23 protein-coding genes and 1 pseudogene are annotated in these 22,533 nt (G+C 69.9%); 10 read left to right on the forward strand and 14 right to left on the reverse strand.

Annotated elements, in window-relative coordinates:
- Positions 1 to 153: pseudogene (locus VGR06_RS20915) on the forward strand (D-alanine--D-alanine ligase A); the annotation flags it as partial.
- Positions 154 to 192: 39 nt separating this feature from the next.
- Here VGR06_RS20915 and VGR06_RS20920 read toward each other — a convergent pair.
- A complete protein-coding gene (locus tag VGR06_RS20920; protein WP_327560807.1) occupies positions 193 to 735 on the reverse strand; it encodes a DUF3515 domain-containing protein in 543 nt (180 codons plus the stop codon).
- A 21-nt stretch (positions 736 to 756) separates the two neighbouring features.
- The gene (locus VGR06_RS20925; protein WP_327560808.1) at positions 757 to 990 is read right to left on the reverse strand and encodes an Lrp/AsnC ligand binding domain-containing protein; all 234 of its coding nucleotides are present in this window, start codon (positions 988 to 990) and stop codon (positions 757 to 759) included.
- 107 nt (positions 991 to 1,097) lie between these two features.
- Between VGR06_RS20925 and VGR06_RS20930 the strand changes: the two genes are divergently transcribed.
- Genes VGR06_RS20930 through VGR06_RS20945 form a run of 4 tightly spaced genes read left to right on the forward strand, consistent with a single transcriptional unit; the run spans position 1,098 to position 3,694 of the window.
- Positions 1,098 to 2,072 carry a thiamine-phosphate kinase gene (locus VGR06_RS20930; RefSeq protein WP_327560809.1) on the forward strand — a complete coding sequence of 325 codons (975 nt, stop codon included), beginning with the start codon at positions 1,098 to 1,100 and terminating at the stop codon, positions 2,070 to 2,072.
- A gap of 22 nt (positions 2,073 to 2,094) precedes the next feature.
- A complete protein-coding gene (locus tag VGR06_RS20935) occupies positions 2,095 to 2,547 on the forward strand; it encodes a GNAT family N-acetyltransferase (RefSeq protein WP_327560810.1) in 453 nt (150 codons plus the stop codon).
- Positions 2,548 to 2,569: 22 nt separating this feature from the next.
- Positions 2,570 to 3,247, forward strand: coding sequence for a uracil-DNA glycosylase (locus tag VGR06_RS20940; protein WP_327560811.1), 678 nt, complete (start codon positions 2,570 to 2,572; stop codon positions 3,245 to 3,247).
- Between the two features lie 33 nt (positions 3,248 to 3,280).
- Positions 3,281 to 3,694 carry a PPOX class F420-dependent oxidoreductase gene (locus VGR06_RS20945; protein ID WP_327560812.1) on the forward strand — a complete coding sequence of 138 codons (414 nt, stop codon included), beginning with the start codon at positions 3,281 to 3,283 and terminating at the stop codon, positions 3,692 to 3,694.
- 56 nt (positions 3,695 to 3,750) lie between these two features.
- Here the strand turns inward: VGR06_RS20945 and rpmB are convergent, their stop codons facing one another.
- Complete coding sequence (gene rpmB, locus VGR06_RS20950) at positions 3,751 to 3,942, reverse strand: 50S ribosomal protein L28 (protein ID WP_327560813.1); 192 nt, start codon at positions 3,940 to 3,942, stop codon at positions 3,751 to 3,753.
- 131 nt (positions 3,943 to 4,073) lie between these two features.
- Between rpmB and VGR06_RS20955 the strand changes: the two genes are divergently transcribed.
- Positions 4,074 to 5,735 (forward strand): DAK2 domain-containing protein, encoded by a 1,662-nt coding sequence (locus VGR06_RS20955; protein WP_327560814.1) that lies wholly within the window; start codon positions 4,074 to 4,076, stop codon positions 5,733 to 5,735.
- 115 nt (positions 5,736 to 5,850) lie between these two features.
- Here the strand turns inward: VGR06_RS20955 and VGR06_RS20960 are convergent, their stop codons facing one another.
- Both VGR06_RS20960 and VGR06_RS20965 read right to left on the reverse strand, forming a co-directional pair.
- On the reverse strand, positions 5,851 to 6,495 hold the full coding sequence (locus VGR06_RS20960) for a hypothetical protein (protein WP_327560815.1): 645 nt from the start codon (positions 6,493 to 6,495) through the stop codon (positions 5,851 to 5,853).
- Between the two features lie 57 nt (positions 6,496 to 6,552).
- Positions 6,553 to 7,104: a DinB family protein gene (locus tag VGR06_RS20965; protein WP_327560848.1), complete on the reverse strand. Its 552-nt coding sequence runs from the start codon at positions 7,102 to 7,104 to the stop codon at positions 6,553 to 6,555.
- 72 nt (positions 7,105 to 7,176) lie between these two features.
- Here VGR06_RS20965 and VGR06_RS20970 point away from each other — a divergent pair, with 72 nt between their 5' ends.
- The 3 genes from VGR06_RS20970 to recG are packed head-to-tail and all read left to right on the forward strand — an operon-like array spanning position 7,177 to position 10,120.
- Positions 7,177 to 7,623, forward strand: coding sequence for a MerR family transcriptional regulator (locus tag VGR06_RS20970; protein ID WP_327560816.1), 447 nt, complete (start codon positions 7,177 to 7,179; stop codon positions 7,621 to 7,623).
- Positions 7,602 to 7,943: a thioredoxin gene (gene trxA / locus VGR06_RS20975; protein ID WP_327560817.1), complete on the forward strand. Its 342-nt coding sequence runs from the start codon at positions 7,602 to 7,604 to the stop codon at positions 7,941 to 7,943. Before VGR06_RS20970 ends, trxA begins: the two co-directional genes overlap by 22 nt.
- A gap of 17 nt (positions 7,944 to 7,960) precedes the next feature.
- Positions 7,961 to 10,120 carry an ATP-dependent DNA helicase RecG gene (recG, locus tag VGR06_RS20980; protein ID WP_327560818.1) on the forward strand — a complete coding sequence of 720 codons (2,160 nt, stop codon included), beginning with the start codon at positions 7,961 to 7,963 and terminating at the stop codon, positions 10,118 to 10,120.
- A 20-nt stretch (positions 10,121 to 10,140) separates the two neighbouring features.
- On the opposite strand, the gene VGR06_RS20985 is transcribed toward recG, so the two are convergent.
- The 6 genes from VGR06_RS20985 to VGR06_RS21010 all read right to left on the reverse strand — a co-directional run bounded on the left by VGR06_RS20985 (position 10,141) and on the right by VGR06_RS21010 (position 18,468).
- Positions 10,141 to 10,377, reverse strand: coding sequence for a hypothetical protein (locus tag VGR06_RS20985; RefSeq protein WP_327560819.1), 237 nt, complete (start codon positions 10,375 to 10,377; stop codon positions 10,141 to 10,143).
- A gap of 128 nt (positions 10,378 to 10,505) precedes the next feature.
- The gene (locus tag VGR06_RS20990; protein WP_327560820.1) at positions 10,506 to 11,207 is read right to left on the reverse strand and encodes a hypothetical protein; all 702 of its coding nucleotides are present in this window, start codon (positions 11,205 to 11,207) and stop codon (positions 10,506 to 10,508) included.
- A gap of 29 nt (positions 11,208 to 11,236) precedes the next feature.
- Entirely contained in the window at positions 11,237 to 12,088 is an 852-nt protein-coding gene (locus VGR06_RS20995) for an inositol monophosphatase family protein (RefSeq protein ID WP_327560821.1), read from the reverse strand.
- A gap of 230 nt (positions 12,089 to 12,318) precedes the next feature.
- Positions 12,319 to 13,929: a hypothetical protein gene (locus VGR06_RS21000; protein ID WP_327560822.1), complete on the reverse strand. Its 1,611-nt coding sequence runs from the start codon at positions 13,927 to 13,929 to the stop codon at positions 12,319 to 12,321.
- A 189-nt stretch (positions 13,930 to 14,118) separates the two neighbouring features.
- Positions 14,119 to 16,206 (reverse strand): MMPL family transporter, encoded by a 2,088-nt coding sequence (locus VGR06_RS21005; RefSeq protein WP_327560823.1) that lies wholly within the window; start codon positions 16,204 to 16,206, stop codon positions 14,119 to 14,121.
- A 747-nt stretch (positions 16,207 to 16,953) separates the two neighbouring features.
- A complete protein-coding gene (locus VGR06_RS21010; RefSeq protein WP_327560824.1) occupies positions 16,954 to 18,468 on the reverse strand; it encodes a sialidase family protein in 1,515 nt (504 codons plus the stop codon).
- Between the two features lie 156 nt (positions 18,469 to 18,624).
- Here VGR06_RS21010 and VGR06_RS21015 point away from each other — a divergent pair, with 156 nt between their 5' ends.
- On the forward strand, positions 18,625 to 19,695 hold the full coding sequence (locus tag VGR06_RS21015) for a S8 family peptidase (protein WP_327560825.1): 1,071 nt from the start codon (positions 18,625 to 18,627) through the stop codon (positions 19,693 to 19,695).
- On the opposite strand, the gene VGR06_RS21020 is transcribed toward VGR06_RS21015, so the two are convergent.
- From VGR06_RS21020 to VGR06_RS21030, 3 genes are read right to left on the reverse strand one after another with little or no spacing between them, the layout of a single operon-like run.
- Positions 19,680 to 20,276 (reverse strand): GNAT family N-acetyltransferase, encoded by a 597-nt coding sequence (locus VGR06_RS21020; protein ID WP_327560826.1) that lies wholly within the window; start codon positions 20,274 to 20,276, stop codon positions 19,680 to 19,682. The two genes, VGR06_RS21015 and VGR06_RS21020, sit on opposite strands and share 16 nt — an antisense overlap.
- Positions 20,273 to 21,766: an APC family permease gene (locus tag VGR06_RS21025; protein ID WP_327560827.1), complete on the reverse strand. Its 1,494-nt coding sequence runs from the start codon at positions 21,764 to 21,766 to the stop codon at positions 20,273 to 20,275. Before VGR06_RS21025 ends, VGR06_RS21020 begins: the two co-directional genes overlap by 4 nt.
- A gap of 32 nt (positions 21,767 to 21,798) precedes the next feature.
- The gene (locus VGR06_RS21030) at positions 21,799 to 22,497 is read right to left on the reverse strand and encodes a GOLPH3/VPS74 family protein (protein ID WP_327560828.1); all 699 of its coding nucleotides are present in this window, start codon (positions 22,495 to 22,497) and stop codon (positions 21,799 to 21,801) included.
- Between the last annotated feature and the right edge of the window lie 36 nt (positions 22,498 to 22,533).

Below are 22,533 nucleotides of genomic sequence, written 5' to 3' on the forward strand. Positions count from 1 at the left end.
GGCACGCTCACGATCAACGAGTTGAACACGATGCCCGGGTTCACCCCGACCTCGGCCTACCCGAAGATGTGGGAGGTCACCGGCGTCGACTACCCGACGCTGCTGGCCACGCTGATCGACACCGCGATCGCCCGGGGCACCGGACTGCGGTGAATGACCCATTCACTGCGTCAGGTGCAGTGAATGGGTCATTTATCGCACCCCGACCACCCGCCCGGCAACCTCCGAAACCCCTTGCAACACACCGGTTCCGGTGCCCACCGGCACGGTGAGCGCGACGTAGACACTGCGCTGGACCAGGTACCACGTGGTCGACCGGTCGCCCTCGATGGGGAGCCAGTTGACCCCGGAGATCAGCCGGAGCTGGGCGGTCGGGGTCAGCTCCGGCGGCCGGTTGAGCCCGCAGCGCAGCACCACCGGGTCGCCGCCGTCGCCCCAGGCCGCGGTCGCCGGCGGCGCGGGTGCCGCGAGCGGCAGCCGGTGCAGCGTGGTCGCGCCGCTGGTCAGCGCGTCCGGCAGGGCGCTCAGCAAGGACCCGCAGGCGGCGGAACCGGCGTCCGGGGCGTCCACCGGAACCAGTGGCACCGGGCCGGTGCGCGGCGCGGCCGGGGTCGACGAGGGTGCCGGGTGCGCGTCCGTCCCGGAGCCGAGCACCTGGGCGAGCACGACCACGCCGATGAGCAGCAGGGCGGCGAGGGCGACCGCGATTCCCAGGGCGGCACGGGAGAGGGGCACGCGGTCAAGGAGAACACAGGGTCAGATGTGCACCACGGGGCAGGTCAGGGTGCGGGTGATACCGTCCACGCTCTGGATGCGGGCGACCACGAGCTGGCCGAGCAGATCCACGTTGTCCGCCTCGGCACGCACGATCACGTCGTAAGGCCCGGTGACATCCTCCGCGGTCGTGACACCGGCGATCTCGGCGATCTTCTCGGCAACCACCGCTGCCTTGCCGACCTCCGTCTGAATCAGGATGTATGCATGGACCACGGCGCGCCCCTTCGTGTCTGACTGTGCCCAGGAGGTAGGAACGTGTTGGGCAACGTACCGCAGTTGACCATCGTTCGGCGATCCGACTTTTCGAGCAGGGAGGCATTATGCGGGCGGAACCTCCCGGCAAAGGCATGACGGTCGCCGACTTAGGCGAGTTCGGCCTGATCCGCCGGGTGACCGAGAGCCGCAGGCAGCCGGCCGGGACGCTGCTGGGGCCGGGCGACGACGCGGCCGTGGTCGCCGCACCCGACGGCCGGGTCGTGGCCAGCACGGACGTGCTGGTGGAGGGGGTGCACTTCCGGCTGGACTGGTCCAGCCCGGAGCAGGTCGGACGCAAGGCCGTCGCGGTGAACCTGGCCGACGTCGCGGCCATGGGTGCGGTGCCGACCGGTGTGCTGGTCGGGCTCGCCTGCCCGCCGAAGACGCCGGCCGGCGTGATCGACCAGCTGGCCGCCGGGCTCTGGGCCGAGGCGACGAGGGCGGGCGTCGGCGTGGTCGGGGGTGACATGACGAGCACAGGAAGCGGCGACGTCATGGTCGTATCGGTCAGCGCGCTGGGGGACCTCGAGGGCCGGGCGCCGGTGACGCGGGGCGGGGCGCTGCCCGGCGACATCCTCGCCGTGTGCGGCCGGCTCGGCTGGGCGGCGGCCGGGCTCGCCGTGCTGGGCCGGGGTTTCCGCTCACCGGTCGGCGTGGTCAACGCGCACCGGGTGCCGGAGCCGCCGTACGCCGCCGGTCCGCAGGCGGCGCTGGCCGGGGCCACCGCGATGATCGACGTCTCGGACGGGCTGCTGGCCGACCTCGACCACGTCGCGGAGGCCTCGAACGTGGCCATCGACGTGCAGACCAACCTGATCGAGGTGCCGCAGCGGCTGGTCGACGTCTCGTCCGCGCTCGGCGCCGACCCGCGGCACTGGGTGCTGACCGGCGGCGAGGACCACGCCCTGGCCGCGACGTTCCCCGACCCGCACGGGATCCCCGAGGGCTGGACCACGATCGGCACGGTCACCCGCGGCCGCGCGGTCACCGTGGACGGCAAACCGTACGAAGGTCCCGCCGGCTGGCAGCACTGGAGATGACACTTCACGTTAAATGGCTCGTGTGGACATTCGTGTAGTGGCCTATGACCACCCCGACGCGGCGGTGATGACCAAAGAGGTGCAGCAGGAGTACGTGGTCCGGTACGGCGGGCCGGACGACACGCCGGTTGATCCGGCCGAGTTCGCGCCGCCGCTGGGGTTGTTCCTGGTGGGCTACCTGGACGGGCAGCCGGTGAGCTGCGGCGGGTGGCGCGCGCACGAGGACGGAACCGTTGAGCTGAAACGAATGTACGTGCGCGCGTCGCTCCGGGGACGGGGCTTGGCCCGGGCCCTGCTGGCCGAGCTGGAGCTCACCGCCAAGCGCACCGGCCACCACCGGGTCATCCTGGAGACCGGCCGCGGCCAGCCCGAGGCGATCGCGCTGTACCGGTCCGCCGGCTACACCGACGTGCCCGAATTCGGCTATTACGCAGGTTGGCCGTTGAGCGTCCACCTCGGAAAGGACCTCGGGTAACCATTCGATAGGGTTTCGGCCCGTGGCACCACGACCGCTGTCCGAGATCGTCGAGACCGGCTGGGCGGAGGCGCTCGCTCCCGCCGCCGACCGAATCGCCGCGATGGGGGAGTTCCTCCGGGCGGAGGTCGCCGCCGGGAGGCGCTACCTACCGGCCGGGGAGAACGTGCTCCGCGCGTTCAAGCAGCCGCTCGCCGACGTCCGGGTGCTGATCGTCGGGCAGGACCCGTACCCGACGCCCGGGCATCCGATCGGGCTGTGCTTCTCGGTGGCGCCGGACGTGAAGCCGCTGCCGCCGAGCCTGGTGAACATCTTCACCGAGCTGCACGACGACCTCGGCTACCCGACGCCGTCCACCGGCGACCTCTCGCCCTGGGCCGAGCGCGGCGTGCTGCTGCTCAACCGGGCGCTGACGGTGGAGCCGCACAAGGCGAACTCGCACCAGGGCAAAGGCTGGGAGGAGGTCACCGAGCAGGCCATCCGCGCGCTGGCCCACCGGGGCGGCCCGCTGGTGGCCATCCTCTGGGGTCGCAACGCCCGCAATCTCAAGCCGCTGCTCGGGGTCGTGCCGTGCATCGAGTCGGCGCACCCCAGCCCGCTGTCCGCGCGCAACGGGTTCTTCGGCTCCAAACCGTTCAGCCGGGCCAACGCGCTGCTCGAGCAGCAGGGCGCCGAGCCGCTCGACTGGAAGCTGCCTTGACCTCTTCCTAACTTGAGGTCGCACCATGGGGGCATGTCCTTCACTCAAGCTGAGCTCGACTATCTGGGTACGCAGCGGCTCGGCCGCTTGGCGACCGTTGCCCCCGACGGCACGGTTCAGGTCAGCCCGACCGGGTTCTTCTACAACGCGACGCTGGGCACGATCGACATCGGCGGGCACGGCATGGGCGCCAGCAAGAAGTTCCGGAACATCGCGACGGGTGGCCGGGCGGCGTTCGTGGTCGACGACATCGTGTCGGTGGATCCGTGGCAGGTCCGAGGCGTCGAGATCCGGGGCAGCGCGGAGGCGCTGACCGGGCAGGAGCCACCCATGCCGGGTTTCTCCGGCGAGATCATCCGGATCCACCCGCGGCGGATCATCAGCTGGGGCGTCGAGAGCTCGAACCACTACCGCGCGAACGCCCGGAACGTCGGGGCGAACGCCTGACAACGCGAACCGGCGCCGGTTGAGCCACCGGCGCCGGTCGTTGTCTGTGAGCCGCTCTAACCTCGGGTGACCTTGCCCGCCTTGATGCAGGACGTGCACACGTTCATCCGCTTGCGGGTGGAGATGCCGATCTTGGCGTGCACGGTCTGGATGTTCGGGTTCCACCGCCGGCTGGTGCGCCGGTGCGAGTGCGAGACCGACTTGCCGAAGCCGGGCTTCTTGCCACAGACGTCGCATACGGCAGCCACGTCAACACTCCTTCTGTACTGCATGCGCCCCCACGGCATGCGCCTGCAAGCCCGTCCCAGATCGGGCAGTCAGTACAGGGTAACCGTCGCTCGTCGGGTGGTCCAAACCGGCCCCCGGCTACCCTGCCGGTGTGCTCGAGGCTCTTGACGCAGGTGAGGTGCGGCGCTGGGCCGCGGCCTGCGTGCAGGCGCTCGAGGCGCACCGGGACGCGATCGACCGGATCAACGTCTACCCGGTGGCGGACAACGACACCGGGTCCAACCTCCTGCACACGCTGCGGTCGGCGCTCGAGCACGTCGTGCACTTTCCCGGGGAAGGTACTGCGGGCGCGACACTTACTGCGCTGGCGAAAGGTGCCCTGGCCGGCGCGCGCGGCAACTCCGGGGTGATCATCTCCCAGTTCCTCCGCGGCCTGGCCGAGTCGACAGCCGACGCCACCGTGCTCACCGGGGCGGACCTGTGCGCGGCGCTCGCCCGCGGCGCGGTGATCGCGGGCGCCGCGGTCGCGGATCCGGTGCCCGGCACCATGCTCAGCGTGCTGGACGCGGCCGCGACCGGCGCCGGGTCCGCCGGCCCGGACACCCCGCACGCCGTGGTGGAGTCGGCGACCAGGGCCGCGGCCGAGGCGCTGGACCGGACCCCGTGGCAGCTTCCGGTGCTGGCCGAGGCGGGTGTCGTCGATGCCGGTGGCCGGGGCGTGCTCGTCCTGCTGGACGCGCTGCTCGCGGTGATCTCCGGGGAGCCGGCCGCGCTCGCCGCCACGGTCCGGGCCTCCGCGGAGCCGCCGGCCGCTGTCGCCGTTCCCGCCCGGGTACCGGAGCCGGACAGCTCGCTGGTCGCGCGCCGGGAGGGCGGTTCGGACCAGTACAGCTACGAGGTCATGTACTTGCTGGAGGGAAGTACCAACTCGGCGACAGTACTGCGCGATCGGCTGGTGGGGCTGGGCGACTGCGTGTCGGTGGCCGGCGACGGCTCCGGGCTGTGGACCGTGCACGTGCACTGCAACGACGTGGGCGCGGCGATCGAGCGCGGCGTCGAGGCCGGGCGGCCGCACCAGATCCGGGTGGCCCGGTTCGCCGACGCGCCCTCGCCGGAGGCCTCCCGGTTCACCCGGGACCGGGCCGTGGTCGCGCCGGTGCGCAGCGCCGAGCTGGCCGAGCTGCTGGCCGGCGAGGGCGTCGCCGTGCTCACGGTGACCGGTGGCGACGACCGGACCGCCTACCAGCTGCTCGAAGTGATCACCGGCACCGGCGCCGCACACGTCACCGTGCTGCCTGCCGACCGGGACCTGACCGCGGTCGCCGACGAGGCCGCGATCCGCGCCGTCGCCGCCGGCCAGGACGTCGTGGTGGTGCCATGCTCCTCACCCGTTCAGGTCCTCGCCGCGGTCGCCGTCCACGACCCGCGCCGCCGCTCCGGCGACGACGTGGTGCGCATGGCCGAGGCCGCCGCCGCCACCCGCCGCGGCGAGGTCACCATCGCCGCCGAGGACGCGATCACCTGGGTCGGCCCCTGCGCGGCCGGCGACGTGCTCGGCTTCGCCGACGGCGAGGTGGCCGTCATCGAACCCGGCCCGGCCACCCTCGACGCCCTCGACCTCGCCGCCCGCGCCGTCATCGACCGCATGCTCGGCATCGGCGGCGAGCTGGTCACCGCCCTCCTCGGCGCCGACGCCCCCGACGGCCTCGCCGGCGAGCTCGAGGACTTCCTCCGCCAGGAACACCCCGAAGCCGACCTCGCCGTCTACCGAGGCGGCCAAACCGACGCCGTCCTCATCCTCGGCGTCGAATAGCGCGGGGCCTGTGCCCGTATCGTGCCGGCATGTCGCGCATCCGGGTAGCCGTGTCGCGCGTTCGCGTAGCCATGACCCGCGTTCGCGTAGCCATGAATCGCGTTCGTGTAGCCGACTAGTTGGGTGATCGCCACACGGTGGCGCTGATTTCCCAGGCATCGTTCTGCTGGCTCAGAAAGGTCATGGCCACGATGCGGCCGCCCGGTGCGGTTTGGAGACAGAACTTGTCCTGCCGGTCGAACTTCGCGTCTTTGGTTCCGTGCGTGGCGAGCAGGTTGGCGCAGTCGGTGGCGGTTGGTTCGGCCGGTCCCGTCCACCGGGCCAGCCGGGACCCGGTAAAGGGCGATGCTTCGACGTTGTGGCTGGAGGAATAGGCGACCACGTTGACCGAGATGTCGTTGACCGTGCCCAGCTCGGGTGGATCGGCGGCGAAGTCGATTCCGCGGCTGCTCAGTAGAATTGTCTCTTGCCACAAGGGTTTCGCGGGAGCTGGTGGGCCGCCGCCCGGTTGTGCAGTGGTGGACGGTCCGCTGTCGGTGGTGGCGGTGGGCGACGTCGGATCGTCTCCGGCGGTCGCCTTGCCTCCCAGCGAGTCACCGTAGATTCCCAGGTATACGGCTCCCGCGCCGACCAGCCCGACCAGAATCTGAACCGTCCGCGAGGTGATCCCGGGAATTTCGAAGCCGGCGAGCTTCAAGCCACCGCCGACGAGAGCTGCGACGATGCACACGATTCCGATCGTCACCAGCTGGCCGTTCACCGAAACGGCACCCCCCGAGCTCCGATTTCCTCGGCCACGAGCCTACGGCATGCGGGATTACTCGCCGGTGGCGCCGTCGATACCCTCCCGGAGAAAGTCGGCGTGGCCGCTGTGGCGGGCGTATTCGGTGATCATTAGGAGCAGGATGCGGCGGAGGGAGACCGGTTCGCCGGTGCGTTCGCGGATGCCGGTGGCGTCGAGGGACCCGGTGCGGGCGACGATCTCGCGGGAGTGGGCGCACTGGGCCCGCCAGGTGGCCAGCGCGTCGTCGAAGTCGCCGGACAGGTCGCCGAAGTCCTGGTCGGGGTCGTCGTCGGAGTAGTAGAGGAGGTCGACGTCCTCGCCGGCGAACTGGCGGTGGAACCACCACCGTTCGACTCCGGCCAGATGCCGGACCAGACCGTGCAGGGTCATCGTGGACGGTGGCATGGTCTGCTCGGACAGCTTCTCCTTGGCCACGCCGGCGCACTTCAGCTCGACGGTCCTCCGGTAGAACTCGAGGTAGTCGATCAGCAGGTCGCGCTCGGTGCCGACGAAGGGCGGCTTCGGGCGCTCCTCGGTCGCCCAGAGCGGCGAGTAGTTGCCCTCCGGGACGGGTGTCTTCGCCATGCCGGCCAGCCTGCCACCGGGCACCGACAAACGCTGGCGTTGACGTATGGGTCAATGTTTAGCATCGGGTGTATGCGAATCGGGGAGCTGGCCCGCACGGCCGGCACGACGACCCGCGCGCTGCGGTACTACGAGACCCAGGGCCTGCTGCACGCGCCGCGCCGGTCGAACGGCTACCGCGAGTACGACGAGTCCCACCTGCGGCTGGTCCGGGAAATCCAGACGCTGCAGGCGGTCGGGTTCGCCCTGGAGGACACCCGGCCGTTCGTGGAGTGCCTGCGCGCGGGCAACGAGTCCGGCGACGCGTGCGCGGACTCGGTCGCGGTCTACCGCCGCAAGCTCGCCGAGGTGGACGCCTGCCTCGAACGGCTGTCCGAGGTCCGCGCGGAGATCGCGGCGAAGCTCGCCGCCTCGTCCCTCGGCGGCGAGCCAGTGTTGAATAGTTCGCTCCGCAAGCTTCGCTCAGTCACGAGAGCCTGCCACCAGAGGGAGGAAGCATGTCCACGCCGATCACGGTGACCGACGCGACGTTCGCCGAGCGGGTGCTCGAGAGCGACACGCCCGTGCTGGTCGACTTCTGGGCCGAGTGGTGCCCGCCCTGTCGCATGATCGCCCCGGTGCTCGCGGAGATCGCCGCCGAGCGCGCCGGCTCGCTGACCATCGCGAAGATCGATTACGACGAGAACCCGCTGATCGGGCAGAAGTACGGTGTCCGCGGACTGCCCACGCTGCTGCTGTTCGTGGGCGGCGAGCCGGTCCGGTCCTTCGTCGGCGCCCGCCCCAAGGCCCGGCTGCTCGCCGAACTGGACGACGCCCTCCGGGAGCCTGTCGCCTCCTAGCGAGATAATCGGGCTCGATGGTTTCCCTGAACGACCAACTCGAGCCGATCCTCGGCGGCAAGTCCGCCAAGGCGCTGGCGGCCGCGTTCGACATCCGCACCGTGCACGACCTGCTGCGGCACTACCCGCGGCGGTACGACGAGCGCGGCCAGCTCACCGACATCGCCGGGCTCGAGCTGGGCGAGCACGTGACGATCCTCGGCCGGGTGCTGAGGTCCGACCAGCGCCGGCTGGAGCGCAAGAAGGTCTGGCTCACCAAGGTCGTGGTCACCGACGGGCACCGGACGCTGGAGTGCGCGTTCTTCGGGCCCCGGCACCTGTCGAACGCGCTCAGGGTCGGGCGCAGCGCGCTGTTCGCCGGCAAGGTGTCGATCTTCAACAAGAAGCTGCAGCTCACCAACCCCGAGTTCCACCCGATCGACGGGGACACCGAGGACACCGACATCGAAGGGTTCATCGGCCTGATCCCGGTCTACCCGGCCACCGCGAGCCTGCAGACCTGGCAGATCGCCAAGTGCGTCCGCCAGGTGCTGGACATGCTCGACGAGGTCGAGGACGCGATGCCGATGGAGCTGCGGGCGAAGCTGAGCCTGGCCGACTACGGCGAGTCGCTGCGGGCCATCCACGTCGCGAAGGACTGGCCCGCGGTCCAGGCGGCGCGGGAGCGGCTGAAGTGGGACGAGGCGATGGCCGTCCAGCTCGCGCTCGCGTTGCGGCGCAAGGCGGCCGGTGCCCGGCCGGCGCCGGTCTGCCGGCGGGTCGACGGGGGCATCCGGGCCGCGTTCGACGAGCGGCTGCCGTTCACGCTCACCGCCGGCCAGGTCGAGGTGGGCGCGGCGGTCGCGGCCGACCTCGAGGTGGAGCACCCGATGAACCGGCTGCTGCAGGGCGAGGTCGGCAGCGGCAAGACGGTGGTGGCGCTGCGGGCGATGCTGCAGGTGGTGGACGCCGGGCGGCAGGCGGCGCTGCTGGCGCCGACCGAGGTGCTCGCCGCGCAGCACGCCCGGTCGCTGCGCGAGCTGCTGGGCGAGTTGGGCCGGGGCGGCGAGCTCGGCGGCGCGGAGAACGCCACCAGGATCACCCTGCTCACCGGTTCTTTGTCGACGGCCCAACGGAAGCAGGCGCTGCTGGACGCGGCGAGCGGGGCGGCCGGGATCGTGGTGGGCACGCACGCGCTGATCCAGGACCGGGTCTCGTTCGCCGATCTCGGCCTGGTAGTCGTGGACGAGCAGCACCGGTTCGGGGTGGAGCAGCGGGACGCGCTGCGGGCCCGGGCGGGGGAGAACGTCAGCCCGCACGTCCTGGTGATGACGGCCACCCCGATCCCGCGCACCGTGGCCATGACGGTGTACGGCGACCTGGAGACCTCGGCGCTGCGCGAGCTTCCGGCCGGGCGGTCCCCGATCGGCACCACAGTGGTGCCGGCCGCGGAGAAGCCGGCCTGGCTGGACCGGGCCTGGCAGCGTATCCGCGAGGAGGTCGCCGCCGGTCACCAGGCCTACGTGGTGTGCCCGCGGATCGGCGACGAGGACGAAGAGTCCACTTCGGACGATTTCGGCAACCGCCCGCCCCTGGCGGTGAACGACGTGGCGCCGATGCTGACCGAGGGTCCGCTGTCCGAGCTGCGGGTGGGGGTGCTGCACGGCCGGCTGCCCGCCGACGACAAGGACGCCGTGATGCGCGCGTTCGCCGCCGGCGAGCTGGACGTGCTGGTGGCCACGACCGTGGTCGAGGTCGGCGTGGACGTCCCCAACGCCACCGCCATGGTCATCATGGACGCCGAGCGGTTCGGCGTCAGCCAGCTGCACCAGCTCCGCGGCCGGGTCGGCCGGGGCTCCGCGCCGGGTATCTGTCTGCTGGTCACCGAGATGCCCGCCGGCACCGCCAGCCGTACCCGCCTGGACGCCGTGGCCTCCACAGTGGACGGTTTCGAGCTGGCCCGGCTGGACCTCGAGATGCGCCGCGAGGGCGACATCCTCGGCGCCGTCCAGTCCGGCCGCCGTTCCGCGCTGAAGCTGCTTTCCTTGCTGCGCGACGAAGACCTCATCGCCCGCGCCCGCGAGGAGGCGCAGGCCCTCGTCGCCTACGCCCCCTCGCTGGAGTACTTCCCTGGCCTCGCCCGCATGGTCGCCGACCTCGTCGACGACGACCGCGCCGAGTACCTCGAGAAAGCCTGACGGTTCCGTATCGCTCCCCGTCAGGCGAAGCCCTTTCGCCAAGCGCCGATGAATTCCCGGTACACGAATTTCTGGTACGAAGTCCGAGTCATGGCGAGCTTCTTGGTAAATATGAGACCACGCAGGAGAAGCGGTCGCATAATAGGCAACCCGATCGATGTGTCTCCCACCGAGGCGACGTCGCCGAGGATCTCCTTCTCGGTTTCGTTCAGCTCGGCAGCCTTGAGCCCCAGGTCGTGCAGGAGCCGCTCACGCACGCGATCGAGGTCCAGTTTGAAGCGGATCTTGTCCTCTTCAAGAATGCACCGAGATATTGCCCCGCCGTAAATTGGTCGCTCGGTCTCGGTACTCGTTCAACCGCCCGCAGGCCAGTTGCAGCCACCGCTCATCTTGATGGCGGCCCCGCTCTCTTGAGGTCCACAGCCGTCCGCCGAGGAGCGGAGGTTCCAGTTCGAGCAGGCGCAGCCGGTCCCGATGCCGGGTGGTGGATACCTCTGATCTGCCGTATGACGTCGAGAATCTCCTGGTCCGACGCTCCGCCGTCGACCAGGTCAAAAGTAATGCAGAAGTCGCGGCGTACCGGATGAGCCTGATAGACGATCTGCTTGACTCGTGCTCTGGCTTCGTAACGTAGTGACCGCGCCAATGTAGCTTGCCGAACTTTGCCATCTTGAAAGTTGCTCCAACTGGCAATCTTTTCCAGCATTGTCCGCGTGGCGCCCGCTGACTGCTGTTCGCGATCGCAGCTGGTAGTCGTGTCGATGTAGCTGCTGAGCAGGACGGCGCCTTTCGACTCGAGCGTATCGAACAGGGCACGTTCGGCGCTGTCCAGTACCGTCGCGTCGGTGGACGTGAAGGTGAGGGGCCGGACAATACCGAGCTCGAAGAGAAACTGGAGCATTCTCGGCTGAGGGCCGTAGTCTTCGGGCCGGGGATCAAGTCGGGTGGGGTGAGGTACCAAGACTTCGTCGAAGAAGATCAGTGACTGAACGACTTCTGCGTAGCATTGCCGGGCAAAGGGGTCCAGCGGTGCCTCGCCTCGGTTCTGGGTGAGCACGAACTCTTCGGCACTGATGAAGGACGTCACGTCTAGCACGGTGCGACTCAGTGCTGACATCACTCACCCAAGCTCTCCTCGGTCCGCGACAGCGTCAAGAACCACGCGACGCAGGCCGGGTCACCGGAGATCGTTTCATCGAAGGTCGGTTCCGGCTGCGCCAGGAACGCTGATGTCAGTGGTATCGGGTTTCCGCCATCACCGTTTTGCGCCGAACGGCCCATCATCACTGCCAGGCCGATGCCGGCCACTCCGTCCCACACCTTCTGGCGGTGTCGGTAGAAGACATCGAACTGGTCACCGGGTGTCCCCGTCCAGGTCGTGAGGTCGATGGCCGTGCGGACCATATCGAGTGTTTGGGAGGTGGTGCGCAGCTTCATCTCGCAGCCGGTGCGAGCAAGCTCGCGCTCGAAAGCGCGCGCGGGTGAGCCCTTGCTTCGGGTAACCGAGACTCGCACCGGCATGTCCCGTTGCGGCGGAGGCAGCGCGCGAGAGCCGTTGACCGTCACCCGCGTGGCCCAGTGAATGCTGATCGACTCGCCCCTGGCCAGTTCGGGTGCCAGCACATAGGCACCGGTGGGTGTTCCGTCGTCCAGCCGGCAGACAACACTGCAGAACTCCGGGCTCGACGGGTTCACGAACTCGGCGGTGCCGTCGATGGGGTCAATCACCCAGGTCGGACTTCCCTGCCGGGGAAGCCGGCTGTCTTCCTCCTCGGCGACGAAACCCGACCCGGGGAAGAGGCTCAGGATGGACTCGACGATCACGTCCTGAACCGCGACATCGGCCTCCGACAGCAGCGTCCGATCCGCCTTCTCGACCACGTTGAGGGTGGGGAGCCTCCGCCGGTAGTCGCGAAACAAGGGAAGCAGGCGGCCGTCGAGCGTCGTCCACAGGGAATCGAGATCCACGTTCGTCCTTCACCGGTCCCCCGACATCGAGATCGTCAGGGTACCGCCGGATGCCCCGCGGCGGCCGCAGCGGACACCCGGTCCCAGACGTTCATTGTCGAGTTGGTCAGGCAGACGGCGGACGACGTCGACCGGGTCCACGACCGGTGACGGTCAAACGGGGTCTGACGCGATGAATGCCTCATTCGGTGCGTCTGTCGCACCGAATGAGGCATTCATTCGCGGTAGGGCTACTTGCCGTTGGTGGGGGCTTTGACTTCGGCCGGCTTTGGTTGGCTGGTGGTGAGGGAAGTCTTGACGTCGGCGGTGACCAGTTTGCCCTGCTGGGCGAAATGGGTGCGGGCGTCTTCGAGGAGGCGGAAGGTGGTGTTGACCTGTTCGGAGACGTGGCGCTCGATGTCGGTGGCCTTGCGGACGCGTTCGGTCGCTTCGGCCAGGCGCTGCTCAGCATCTTCGATGATCTTGGCGGCGCGGATCTTGGCGTTGCCCTGCTCCTCGGCGAGTTCGCGTTCGATGCGGGCGCGCTTTTCGCCCAGCGCCTTGTCGCTGGATTCGCTGCGCTGCTTGGCGTCGTCGAGCAGCATGGCGGCCTGCTCGCGCGCGGCGGCCTCCTGCTTGGCCAGGACCGCTTCAACCGTGGCGCGCTTTTCGGTGATGGCCTGGTCGGCGGCGGCGCTGCGGCGTTCGGCGTCCTGGATGGTCTCGTCGGCGAGCTCGCGGGCGGCCGCTTGCTGGGCGGCCAGCTCGGTTTCGACCTTGGCGCGCTTGTCGGCGAGGGACTTGTCGCTGGCTTCGCTGCGCTGCTTGGCCTCTTCGAGGATGCGCGTGGCCTGCTTCTGGGCGGTGGCTTCGCGTTCGGCGAGCTCGCGCTCGAGCGTGGTGCGGCGGGCGGCCAGGGCCTCCTCGACCGCGGCGGCCTTGCGCTCGGCGTCGGAGGCGATCTGGGCGGCGCGTTCCTTGGCTGCGGCGGTCCGGGTCTCGAGCTCGGCCTCGAGCTCGGCGCGTTTCGCGGTCAGCGCGGCCTCGGTCTCGCGCTCGAGGACGGCGCGGCGCTCGGCGGCCTGGGCGTCGAGCACGCCGCGGGCCCCGGTGGCGTCGGCGTCCAACTCGGCCCGGCGTCCGGCGGCCTCGGCGTCGAGCGCGGCGATGCGCTCGTCGTTGGCGCGCGCCTGACGCTCCGCCTCGGCCCGGGCCTCGGCCAGGAGTTGGCCGTGCTCGGCCCGCGCGGCCGTGCGCAACTTCTCCTGCTCGGCCTGCAGCGCCGCCTGGCTCTGGGCGTGCTCCGCCTCGAGCTGGCCGCGTAGCTGCTCGGCCTCGGCCAGCAAGCCGTCGTGCCGGTCCTTCAGCTCGCGCGCATAGGACTGCGCCTGCTCGCGCACCCCGGCGGCGTACTCGTCGGCGGCGGACTTGGTGGCCACCACGTAGCCGTCGGCCTCGGCGCGGGCCTTGGCCGCGTGCTCGTCGGCGGCGGTGCGGGTGCCGGTGGCGTACTGGTCGGCCTCGCTGCGGGTGGCCGACGCGTGCGCGTCCGCCTTGGCGCGGGTCGACTTGCTGTAGTTGTCGGCGTCGCCGCGGGTGGTCCGGCTGTACTCGTCGGCCTTCGCCTTGAACTCGGCGATCTCCTCCTCGGCGAGCTGCATCATCAGCCGGACGCGCTCGGTCATGCCCTCGGTGCTGTTCGGGCTGGCGCTGATCCGGGCCAGGCGTGCGCGCGACTCCATGAGCTGCTGCTGCACGCTGCCGAGGGCCTTGGTCAACTCGGCCACTTTGGCGACGGCCTCGTCGCGGCCCTTCGCCGCATGGCGCAGGTCGTAGGTCAAGCGGGTAACCCGCTCGTTCACCTGGCGCTGGTTGTATCCACGGATAACGGTGTCGAAATGGGGCAAACGCGGAGTGGCGTCGGAGTCACCGGCAGGCATGTTGCCCCACTTTAGTAGGTCACCCCTAGGTGTAAAGACCGGGTCTGGTTAAGGCACCGTGAAGGCCACCCTGCCTGCGCCAGGCGGCAGGGTGGCCTTCGGTCGCGCTAATCACCTCACCGGTTGCGGTGACACCCATTCGATCTTCGGGCTGGCCGGCGGAACCTGCTGCGCCCGGCGCACCGCCCGGGACGGCCACCAGTTGGCCCTACCCAGCAGGCACATCAGCGACGGCAGCACCAGCACCCGGATGATCATTGCGTCGAGGAACACCGCGGTGGCGAGCCCGACGCCCATCTCCTTCATTTCCACCATGTCCAGGAACGCGAACACGGCGAACACGGACATCATCACGAACGCCGCGCTGGTGACCACGCCGGCCGAACGGGTCAGGCCGTACTCGACCGCGTCCCTGGTGGGCATCCCGCGCAGCGCCGCCTCGCGAATCCGGCTGACCACGAACACGTGGTAATCCATGGACAACCCGACGAGCACCACGAAAACAAACAACGGAATCCACGCGATGATCGCGCCGTTGGAGTGGAAGTTGAGCAGGCCCTCCGCCCAGGAGTGCTGGAACACCAGGCTCAGCACGCCGAACGCGGCGCCCGCGGACAGGGCGTTCAGCAGCAGCGCGGTCAACGCCACCGCGAGCGAGCGGAACGTGAACGCCATCACCAGGAACGTCAGCAGCAGCACGAATCCGACGACCAGCGGCAGCTTGTCCGACTGGTGGTCCTGGAAGTCGCGGTTCGTGGCGACGTCACCGCCGACTGCGTGCTCGACCCCGGCGACCGTGCCGATCGTGAGCGGCACCAGCTCGTCCCGCATCACCTGCAGCGAGTGGGCGGCCTCCGCCGAGTTCTCCTCGTGCGGGGTGCCGATCGCCACCGTGCTGACCCGGCCGTCCTTCGACGTCCGGACCTCCGGCCGGGTGTCCTGGGCGAACAGCGGGTTGCCGGTGGTGCGGTCCACCAGTGCGGTCAGCGCCGCGCGCACCTCGCCGGAGCGCTCCGCCGGCCCGCGCACCGCGACCACGTGGCTGGTTCCCTTGCTGGGGAACGCTCCCGTCATCCTGTCGTAAGAGGACACCACGGGAATGGTGCGCGGCAACGTGTCCGTTCCGGCCGAGCGCAGCGTGATGTTCAACGCCGGCACGGCGAGCGCCACCATCGCCGCGGTGGACAGCAGCAGCGTCACCGCCGGGTACTTCAGCGCCGGCTTCAGCAGCGCCGGCCAGACCCGCGGCGGGCCCTGCCGATTCGTCAGCCGCCACAGCAGCGGCACCCGCGGCCGGTCCACCCGCCGGCCGAGCTTGGCCAGCAGCGCGGGCAGCACGGTCAGCGAGCCGAGCATGGCCACCGCCACCACGATGATCGAGCCGGTGCCGAGCGAGGCGAAGATCGCGTCGTTGGCGAGGTAGAGCCCGGCCATCGAGACGATCACGGCCACGCCGGAGACGACCACGGTCCGCCCCGCGGTGGCGGCCGCCGCCTCCACGGCGGCCACGTGGTTACCGTTGCCCAGCCGCTCGCGTTCCTCCCGTTCCCGCTTCAGGTAGAACAGCGAGTAGTCCACCCCGACCGCCATGCCCATCAGCAGGATGATGCTGTTCACCGAGTCGATCGCCGGCACCACGTGCGAGGCCAGCGCCGAGAGCCCGATCGCCGCGGCCACCGCGCACATCGCCAGCAGCACCGGAACCCCGGCCGCGATGATCGCCCCGAACGCGATCAGCAGGATCAGCAGCGTAACCGGCAGGCTCAGCAGCTCCGCCCGGCCGAGGTCGTTACCCACCTGCTCGTTGATCCCCTGGCCCAGCGACGGTCCGCCGACCTCCTCGACCCGCAACTCCGGATGGGCTTTCTGAACCGCCGCCGTCGCGTCCAGCAGCGGGGTCACCCGCTTGCTCGCGGTGCCCCGGTCCCCGCTCATGGTGATCGGCACCAGCAGCGCTTCCCCACTCTTCGCCACCACCGGCGCGCCCACCTCGGCCACGTCCGGAAGCCCCCGCATCCGGTTCGTCACCTCCGCCGCCGCGGTCCGGGCCGCCGCCTGGTCGAGTCGCCCCGACGGCGCCGTGATCAGCACGTTCTCCCGCGCTGGATCGCCGAAGTTCCCGTCCTTCACGATCGCCGACGCCTGCCCCGACTCACCGCCCCAGGTGTCCTCCTCGCTCACCTGCCGGTTCCCCGCCATGCCCCCCACGGCAAAGCACACCGCGACGAACACCACCCACAACCCGATAGCCCGCCACGGATGCGTAGCACTCCACCGCGCCACCCGCACCGTTCCCGGCACTCGTTTTCCGCCCACCGCGCCAGCCCTTTCCCTCAGTCCGCCAAGTGTTTCGATCGTCGCGACACCGAGGGACCGGCACACGGGTGCACGCCCCCAAACCCGGGGTGGGGCCAGCCCTACCTTCTCCTAATCGGGCGAACCTGCCCACCGTGTTCGGCCGAGCACGGTACGCTACGGGCGTTGTCGCCGAGAGGGGAAATGACGGGCTTTCGGGTGCAACCCGAATGGATCACAAAATATGCCGACGTGATCCGCGCGCAGAGCGGGCATGCGGAAAAGCCCACGACTATGCAGACCAACATCTGGCCATGACCTGGCCGGAAGAGGGCCTGCTTTCGTACTGGTGGGGCCGCATGACCGGTTGCAGGCCGCGGCCGCAAACCACATGGCCGACTTGGCAAAAGTAAGTGACATGTCGCAGGGACAGTTACAGGCTACAGCCCGAGGGCAATCCGTGCGATCTTGCGAAGTTGGCGTCTCACGTCGGCGTGTTGGCCTGCTGCGTCGCTGTGTTGGCCGATCACGAGGGCAGCTGGTGACGTGCGGCCACCGGCGCGGAACCAGAAACCATCCGCATTCCCACCAGCGGCCAACACGCCAACGCCAGGTGCCAACACAGCGACGCCAGCGGCCAACACACCCGGATTACCGGGAGGCGATGGCGGTCCAGGTGGTTTGGTGGAACTGCTGGCCGGTGATGGGTGGGCGGGCGGAGACGTTCCAGACCAGGGCGGCGAAGCGGGGGGTGGCGGCGACGCCCATGTAGTCGCCGTAGAAGATCGCCGTGCCGGAGGCGAGGGCGGCCCACTGGACGGGGCTGGCCGGGCCGACCGTGTGCTCGAAGCCGAAGGTCCGTCCATTGTCGACGGAGGCGATGTAGTTCTGGTCCACAGTGGACGCGGTGCCGTTCTGTGCCCGGGTGCGGTAGGTGACGTGGACGGCGCCGGCCGCGGCGGCCACGTCGGGGGTGAACCGGTCGAGCCCGGCGACACGCGGGTCGACCTGGGCAGGGGCGCTCCAGGTGCGGCCGCCGTCGCGGGACACCGACAGCGCGATGTTGTTCAGGCCGTCCGGGTTGAACCGGGTGTCCTGCCAGGTGACGTACATCCGGTCGGTGGACGGGTCGATCGCCGCTGCGGGCAGGCCGCCGGTGCGCATGCCGGGCACCCCGGAGCCGCGGAACTCGCCGACGGTGACCGGCGCGGACCAGGTCAGGCCGCCGTCCCGGGAGGTCTGCGAGTTCTCGACGTCGGCGGTGCCGATGACCTGGTCGTAGACGACGGTCAGCGAGCCGTCGCGCTGCACCATCGGCAGCACGCCCTCGGTGTCGGCGTCCGGCGCGCTGATCGGGATCTGCGGGCTCCAGTGCTCGCCGCGGTCGTCGGAGAAGCTGACGATGCCGGGTGAGTGCGTGACGTCCCCGGTGGTGACGAACTTCGACCACACCGAGTAGAGCCGGCCCTGGTGCGGGCTGGCTGCCGAGTTGTCCACCACGAGCCAGTTCTTGTCGTGGAAGATGTTGATGTCGTTGTCATCCACGACCAGCACCGGCGGGCCGAAGGTGAGGCCGCCGTCGTCGGAGCGCTGCACGGTGACGGCGCTGCGCGGGTCGTTCGCGTTGAACGCGATGGTCTGCAGGTACACCGCACCGTCACCGCCGAACGTGACCACCGCGTCGGACGCCCGGTCGAACGGACCGCCCACGGCGATGGTCAGCAGCGGATAGTTGCCCGCCGCCCAGGTCTGCCCGCCGTCCTGCGAAACCGCGTAGCCGAGGTCGACGGATCCGCCGTCGCGGTACCGGCCCTGCTGGAACGTCGTGACGATCACGTTGGGGTTGTTGGGGTCGATGGCGACGTCCGGTTCCGTCTGGGTGTCCGGCTCGGCGCCGTTGATGGCCGGCAGGGTGTCCCGGCTGGCCCGCTGAACGTTGGTGATCTTGTCGAACCCGCCCGCGGCCTGACCGGCGAGCGGGCTCGTCGCCACCGCGGCGTGGGCCACCCGCCTCGCCTCCATGCGTTGCTGGAACGCCAGATGTGCCTTTTCGGCCGCTGCTCTTGCCGGGATCTGGACCGGTGCAGCGGTGGTGACCGCGGGTTGGACGAAGGCGGTGACGGCGATGACGGGAATGATCAATGAGAGCAGGCGAAGTGCACGCATGTCATCGCAGTCTGCTCTCCCCGTCCGTCCTTGGCCAACCCTTAACCGTTATGGCAAATGGTGAACGTTGCTCATCCTGACGAACCGGACTAGACGAATTTTATGGACAAACGCACAGCAATTGTCGGTGTCACAACAATTTTGGCGGCGGCCGTGGTGTCCGCTCCCGTGCCGGCCGCCGCCGAGCCCGTGTCGGGTTACGTCGTCGTGCTGCGCCAGGCCGGGCAGGCCCAGGCGCTCGCCCAGCGTGCCGGTGCCCGCGCCGATCACGTCTACGACGCCGCGTTACCCGGCTTCTCCGCGCGGCTGAGCCAAAGCCAGGTCAGGAGCCTGGCCAAGGACCCGGCCGTGTCCTACGTCGTGCCGGACACCCCGGTGCGCGCGCTCGGCGAGCAGCCCAACCCGCCGTCCTGGGGCCTGGACCGCATCGACCAGCGCAACCTCCCGCTCGACCAGCTCTACCGGTTCGCCAACACCGCCGACAACGTCAACGCCTACGTGATCGACACCGGGATCCGCGCCACGCACCGGGACCTCGCCGGGCGGGTCTCCGGCGGTGTGGACATCGTCGACAACGACAACAATCCCGACGACGGCAACGGGCACGGCACGTTCGTCGCCGGGATCATCGGCGGCGCCCAGTTCGGCGTGGCCAAACGGATCCACCTGGTGCCGGTCCGGGTGCTGGACAACTCCGGCGCCGGCACGATCGCCAACGTCATCGCCGGCGTCAACTGGGTCGCCCGCAACGCCCGCAAGCCGGCCGTGGTGAACATGAGCCTCGGCGGCCAGGCGAACCAGGCGCTGGACGACGCGGTGCGCGCCGCGATCGCCGCCGGCGTCACGTTCGTGGTCGCGTCCGGCTCCTCGGCCAGCGACGCCGGCAACTTCTCGCCGGCCCGGGTCCGCGAGGCGATCACCACCTCGGCCACCCGGATCGACGACTGCGTGTTCCCGCCGTCCAACTTCGGCCCGCTGATCGACCTCTACGCACCGGGCGCGAACATCACCAGCGACTGGTTCACCTCGGACACCGCCACGATCACGCTCAGCGGCACGTCCTGGTCGACCCCGCACGTGGTCGGCGGGGCGGCGCTGTTCCTGGCCACCAACCCCGCCGCCACGCCCGCTCAGGTGGCCAGCGCGCTGATCACCAGGTCCACCAAGGGAGTTCTCTGCAATGTGCCGGCGAACACGGCCAACCGCCTGCTCTACACCGGCCCCTGAGGTTCCCGCCACATCCGCCAGAAGGGCGGGCCGTCCGGCATGAAGAACGGCTCGCCCATGAGCCGGTATCCGTGCCGCAGGTAGAGATCGCGGGCCCGGGGGCTGCTGGCCTCCAGGTACGCCGGGGTGCCGGCCCCGTCGAGCCGCTGGTGATGTTGCCGCATCAGCAGCGATCCGACCCCGGCACTCTGGCAATCCGGTTGCACCGCAAGGAAAGCCAGGTGGTGGTGCGGGTCGTGCGGGTGGTGCGCCTCGAAGTGGTCGTCCAGGACCTGGAACCGGTCCAGCCATGGCCCGCACGCCGCCGCCACCCGCGCCGCATAGTCGGGCGGCGGCGGGTAGTCCGCGCCGTGGAACCAGACCGCGGCCGCCGTGACGTCCGCGGTGACCTCCACGTGCCCGTGCGTGAACGCGTGCTCGACGAAGATCAGGAAGTCCGCGGTGAGCCGGTCCAGCCGGTCGGCCGGGTCGGGCAGCAGCCAGGCGACCACCGGCAGTGGCAGGAACGCCTCGGCGATCAGCACGGCCACCCGCTCCGCCTGATCCGGCCCGGCGCGGACGACCTCGGACGCGGTGGTCACCGCGCGATCACCTCGGTGTCGGCGGACGCGCTCACCGTGACGCTGCGCGCGCCGAGCCCGATGGTGGCGTAGACCTCCGGCCGGCTGGACCGCAGCACCAGGCCCCAGATGATGCCGAGCAGCACCGTGATCAGGTACACGATCGGCACGCCCCAGCGCAGCGGGTGGTCCTCCGGAACCCCGAGCAGCGTGGCGAAGTTGCGCAGGCCGAAGAACACCACGATGGCCAGCGCCACGGTGGCCAGCCACGGTGCGACCGCACGCCGCCAGGTGGTCTCGCCGGACGGGTTGCGCGCGAAGAACACGCCCACCGCCACCGACGTGATCAGGATCAGCAGCAGCACGCCCATCCCGCCGGCGGTGCCGCCCCAGTAGAACAGGTTCACCACCGGGTTCCAGCCGCCGATCGCGTAGATGACGATCACCGCGAGCCCGACCGCGGTCTGGATCATCGAGCCGACCACGGGCGAGCCGGTCCGGTGCGAGGTCCGGCCCAGCGCCGGCGGCAGCACCCGCTCCCGCCCGAGCGCGAACATGTAGCGCGCGGTGGTGTTGTGGAAGGAGATCATCGCGGCCAGGATGCTGGTGACCAGCAGCGCGTGCCCGACGTCGGCGATCCAGGTGCCGATGTGCTGCGCGGCCAGGTTGAACGGCAGCTCGCTCTGCTGCTGGCCGGACTGCGCCACGATCTGGTCCGGCCCGACCGCCACGCTCATCGCCCACGAGCCGAGCGCGTAGAGCCCGGCGATCAGCGCAACCGACAGGTATGTCGCGGTGGGCACGGTGCGCCGCGGGTCCCGGGCCTCCTCGCTGAACACCACCGAGGACTCGAACCCGACGAAGCCGAGCACCGCCAGGGCCAGCACCGCGCCGATGCCCGAGGTGAACAGGTTCCCCGGCGCCAGCGTGTCGAACGTGATCGTGCCGCCCGCCGGGTTGCCCAGGTCGGCGATGCTGAACACGAGGATGACCAGGACCTCGGTGACCAGCAGCACGGCCAGCACCTTGCTGTTCACGTCCACCTGCTGCAGCCCGAGCACCGCCACGATGGCCCAGGCGACCAGCGCGATCACCCACCACTTGACGTCGAGGTCGAACCACTGCAGCAGCAACGGCTGGGTGGCCGCGCCGATCAGCCCGTACAGCCCGACCTGCAGCGCGTTGTACGCCAGCAGGGCCACCCACGAGCCGCCCACCCCGAGCGGTTTGCTGAGCCCCTGGCTGATGTAGGCGTAGAACGCGCCGGCGTTGACCACGTGCCGGGCCATGGCCACGTAGCCGACCGAGAACAACCCGAGCACGAGGCCGATGATGATGAAGGCCAGCGGGATGCCGATCAGCCCGGTGACCGCGAAGCCGGTGGTGACCACGCCGGCCACCACGGTCAGCGGCGTGGCCGCGCTCATCACGAAGAACAGCACGGACGGAATGCCCAGGCGGTCCTCGGCCAGCGCCAAGGACAAATTGCTCTGGGTTCGGGGATAGGACATGTGGGGACTCCAGGTGGTTGTCGGGGGAAGCTCTACATCCGGTGGTGCAGAACGGCTTCGCCGATGGCGGCCTCGGTTTCGGCGACGAGCACGCGCAGCGGCCCGGGCAGGCTGTTGATCAGCAGCCGCTGGTAATCGGCGATGTCGATGGCCGCCTCGGCTTTCAGGTACTTGTCCAGTCCGGTGGCCCGGATCAGCCCGGCCAGCACGACGTCCGGCAGCACGATGGCCTCGCGCCGGGACAGCTTCTGGGCGAGCCGGACCACCGGCCAGGCCGCCGCGTTCAGGTCGACCGGCCGGTACACGATCGAGCGGCGGAACCGCCTGGTCTCCGCCAGCCGCACCAGGCCCTCGCGCACCATGCGCTGGGCCACCAGTTCGTAGGCGTTGCGGCCGAGATAGCGCAGCCAGTCCCGGACCGGCCGCGGCTCGGGCTCGCCGAGCACGTCCTCGAGCACCAGATGCACCAGCGCGTCCGGCACCGGCCGGCGGTCCATGACGACCACGTGCGCGCGCTGGATCGTGATCTTGCGGAACAGCATGAGCTCGCCGAGCAGCGATGCGGCCAGCCCGATCCCCGCGGCTCGTTCGGTGAGCCGCGCCTTACCGGTCACGTCGTCGTGCGCGGCGAGAAAGAAGTCGTCTGCCAGCAGCAGTTCGCGCGGCGCCCAGCCGGGTCTGGTCCCGTTGGCCTCGTTCACCACGTCCCCAAGCTCGAGTAAGGCCGACAACCCTAGCGCCTTGATCCGTTTCGGCGATTCGGCCGA

The organism is Actinophytocola sp. (assembly GCF_036002505.1).
In the GTDB taxonomy this organism is placed as follows: Bacteria; Actinomycetota; Actinomycetes; order Mycobacteriales; family Pseudonocardiaceae; genus DASYTH01.

Coding starts and splice junctions, on each gene's coding strand:
- VGR06_RS20930 (WP_327560809.1), top strand. CDS start 1,098: ATGCGGGCGGAACCTCCCGGCAAAGGCATGACGGTCGCCGACTTAGGC.
- VGR06_RS20945 (WP_327560812.1), top strand. CDS start 3,281: ATGTCCTTCACTCAAGCTGAGCTCGACTATCTGGGTACGCAGCGGCTC.
- VGR06_RS20965 (WP_327560848.1), bottom strand. CDS start 7,104: ATGGCGAAGACACCCGTCCCGGAGGGCAACTACTCGCCGCTCTGGGCG.
- VGR06_RS20970 (WP_327560816.1), top strand. CDS start 7,177: ATGCGAATCGGGGAGCTGGCCCGCACGGCCGGCACGACGACCCGCGCG.
- trxA (WP_327560817.1), top strand. CDS start 7,602: ATGTCCACGCCGATCACGGTGACCGACGCGACGTTCGCCGAGCGGGTG.
- recG (WP_327560818.1), top strand. CDS start 7,961: ATGGTTTCCCTGAACGACCAACTCGAGCCGATCCTCGGCGGCAAGTCC.
- VGR06_RS21005 (WP_327560823.1), bottom strand. CDS start 16,206: ATGGCGGGGAACCGGCAGGTGAGCGAGGAGGACACCTGGGGCGGTGAG.
- VGR06_RS21010 (WP_327560824.1), bottom strand. CDS start 18,468: ATGCGTGCACTTCGCCTGCTCTCATTGATCATTCCCGTCATCGCCGTC.
- VGR06_RS21025 (WP_327560827.1), bottom strand. CDS start 21,766: ATGTCCTATCCCCGAACCCAGAGCAATTTGTCCTTGGCGCTGGCCGAG.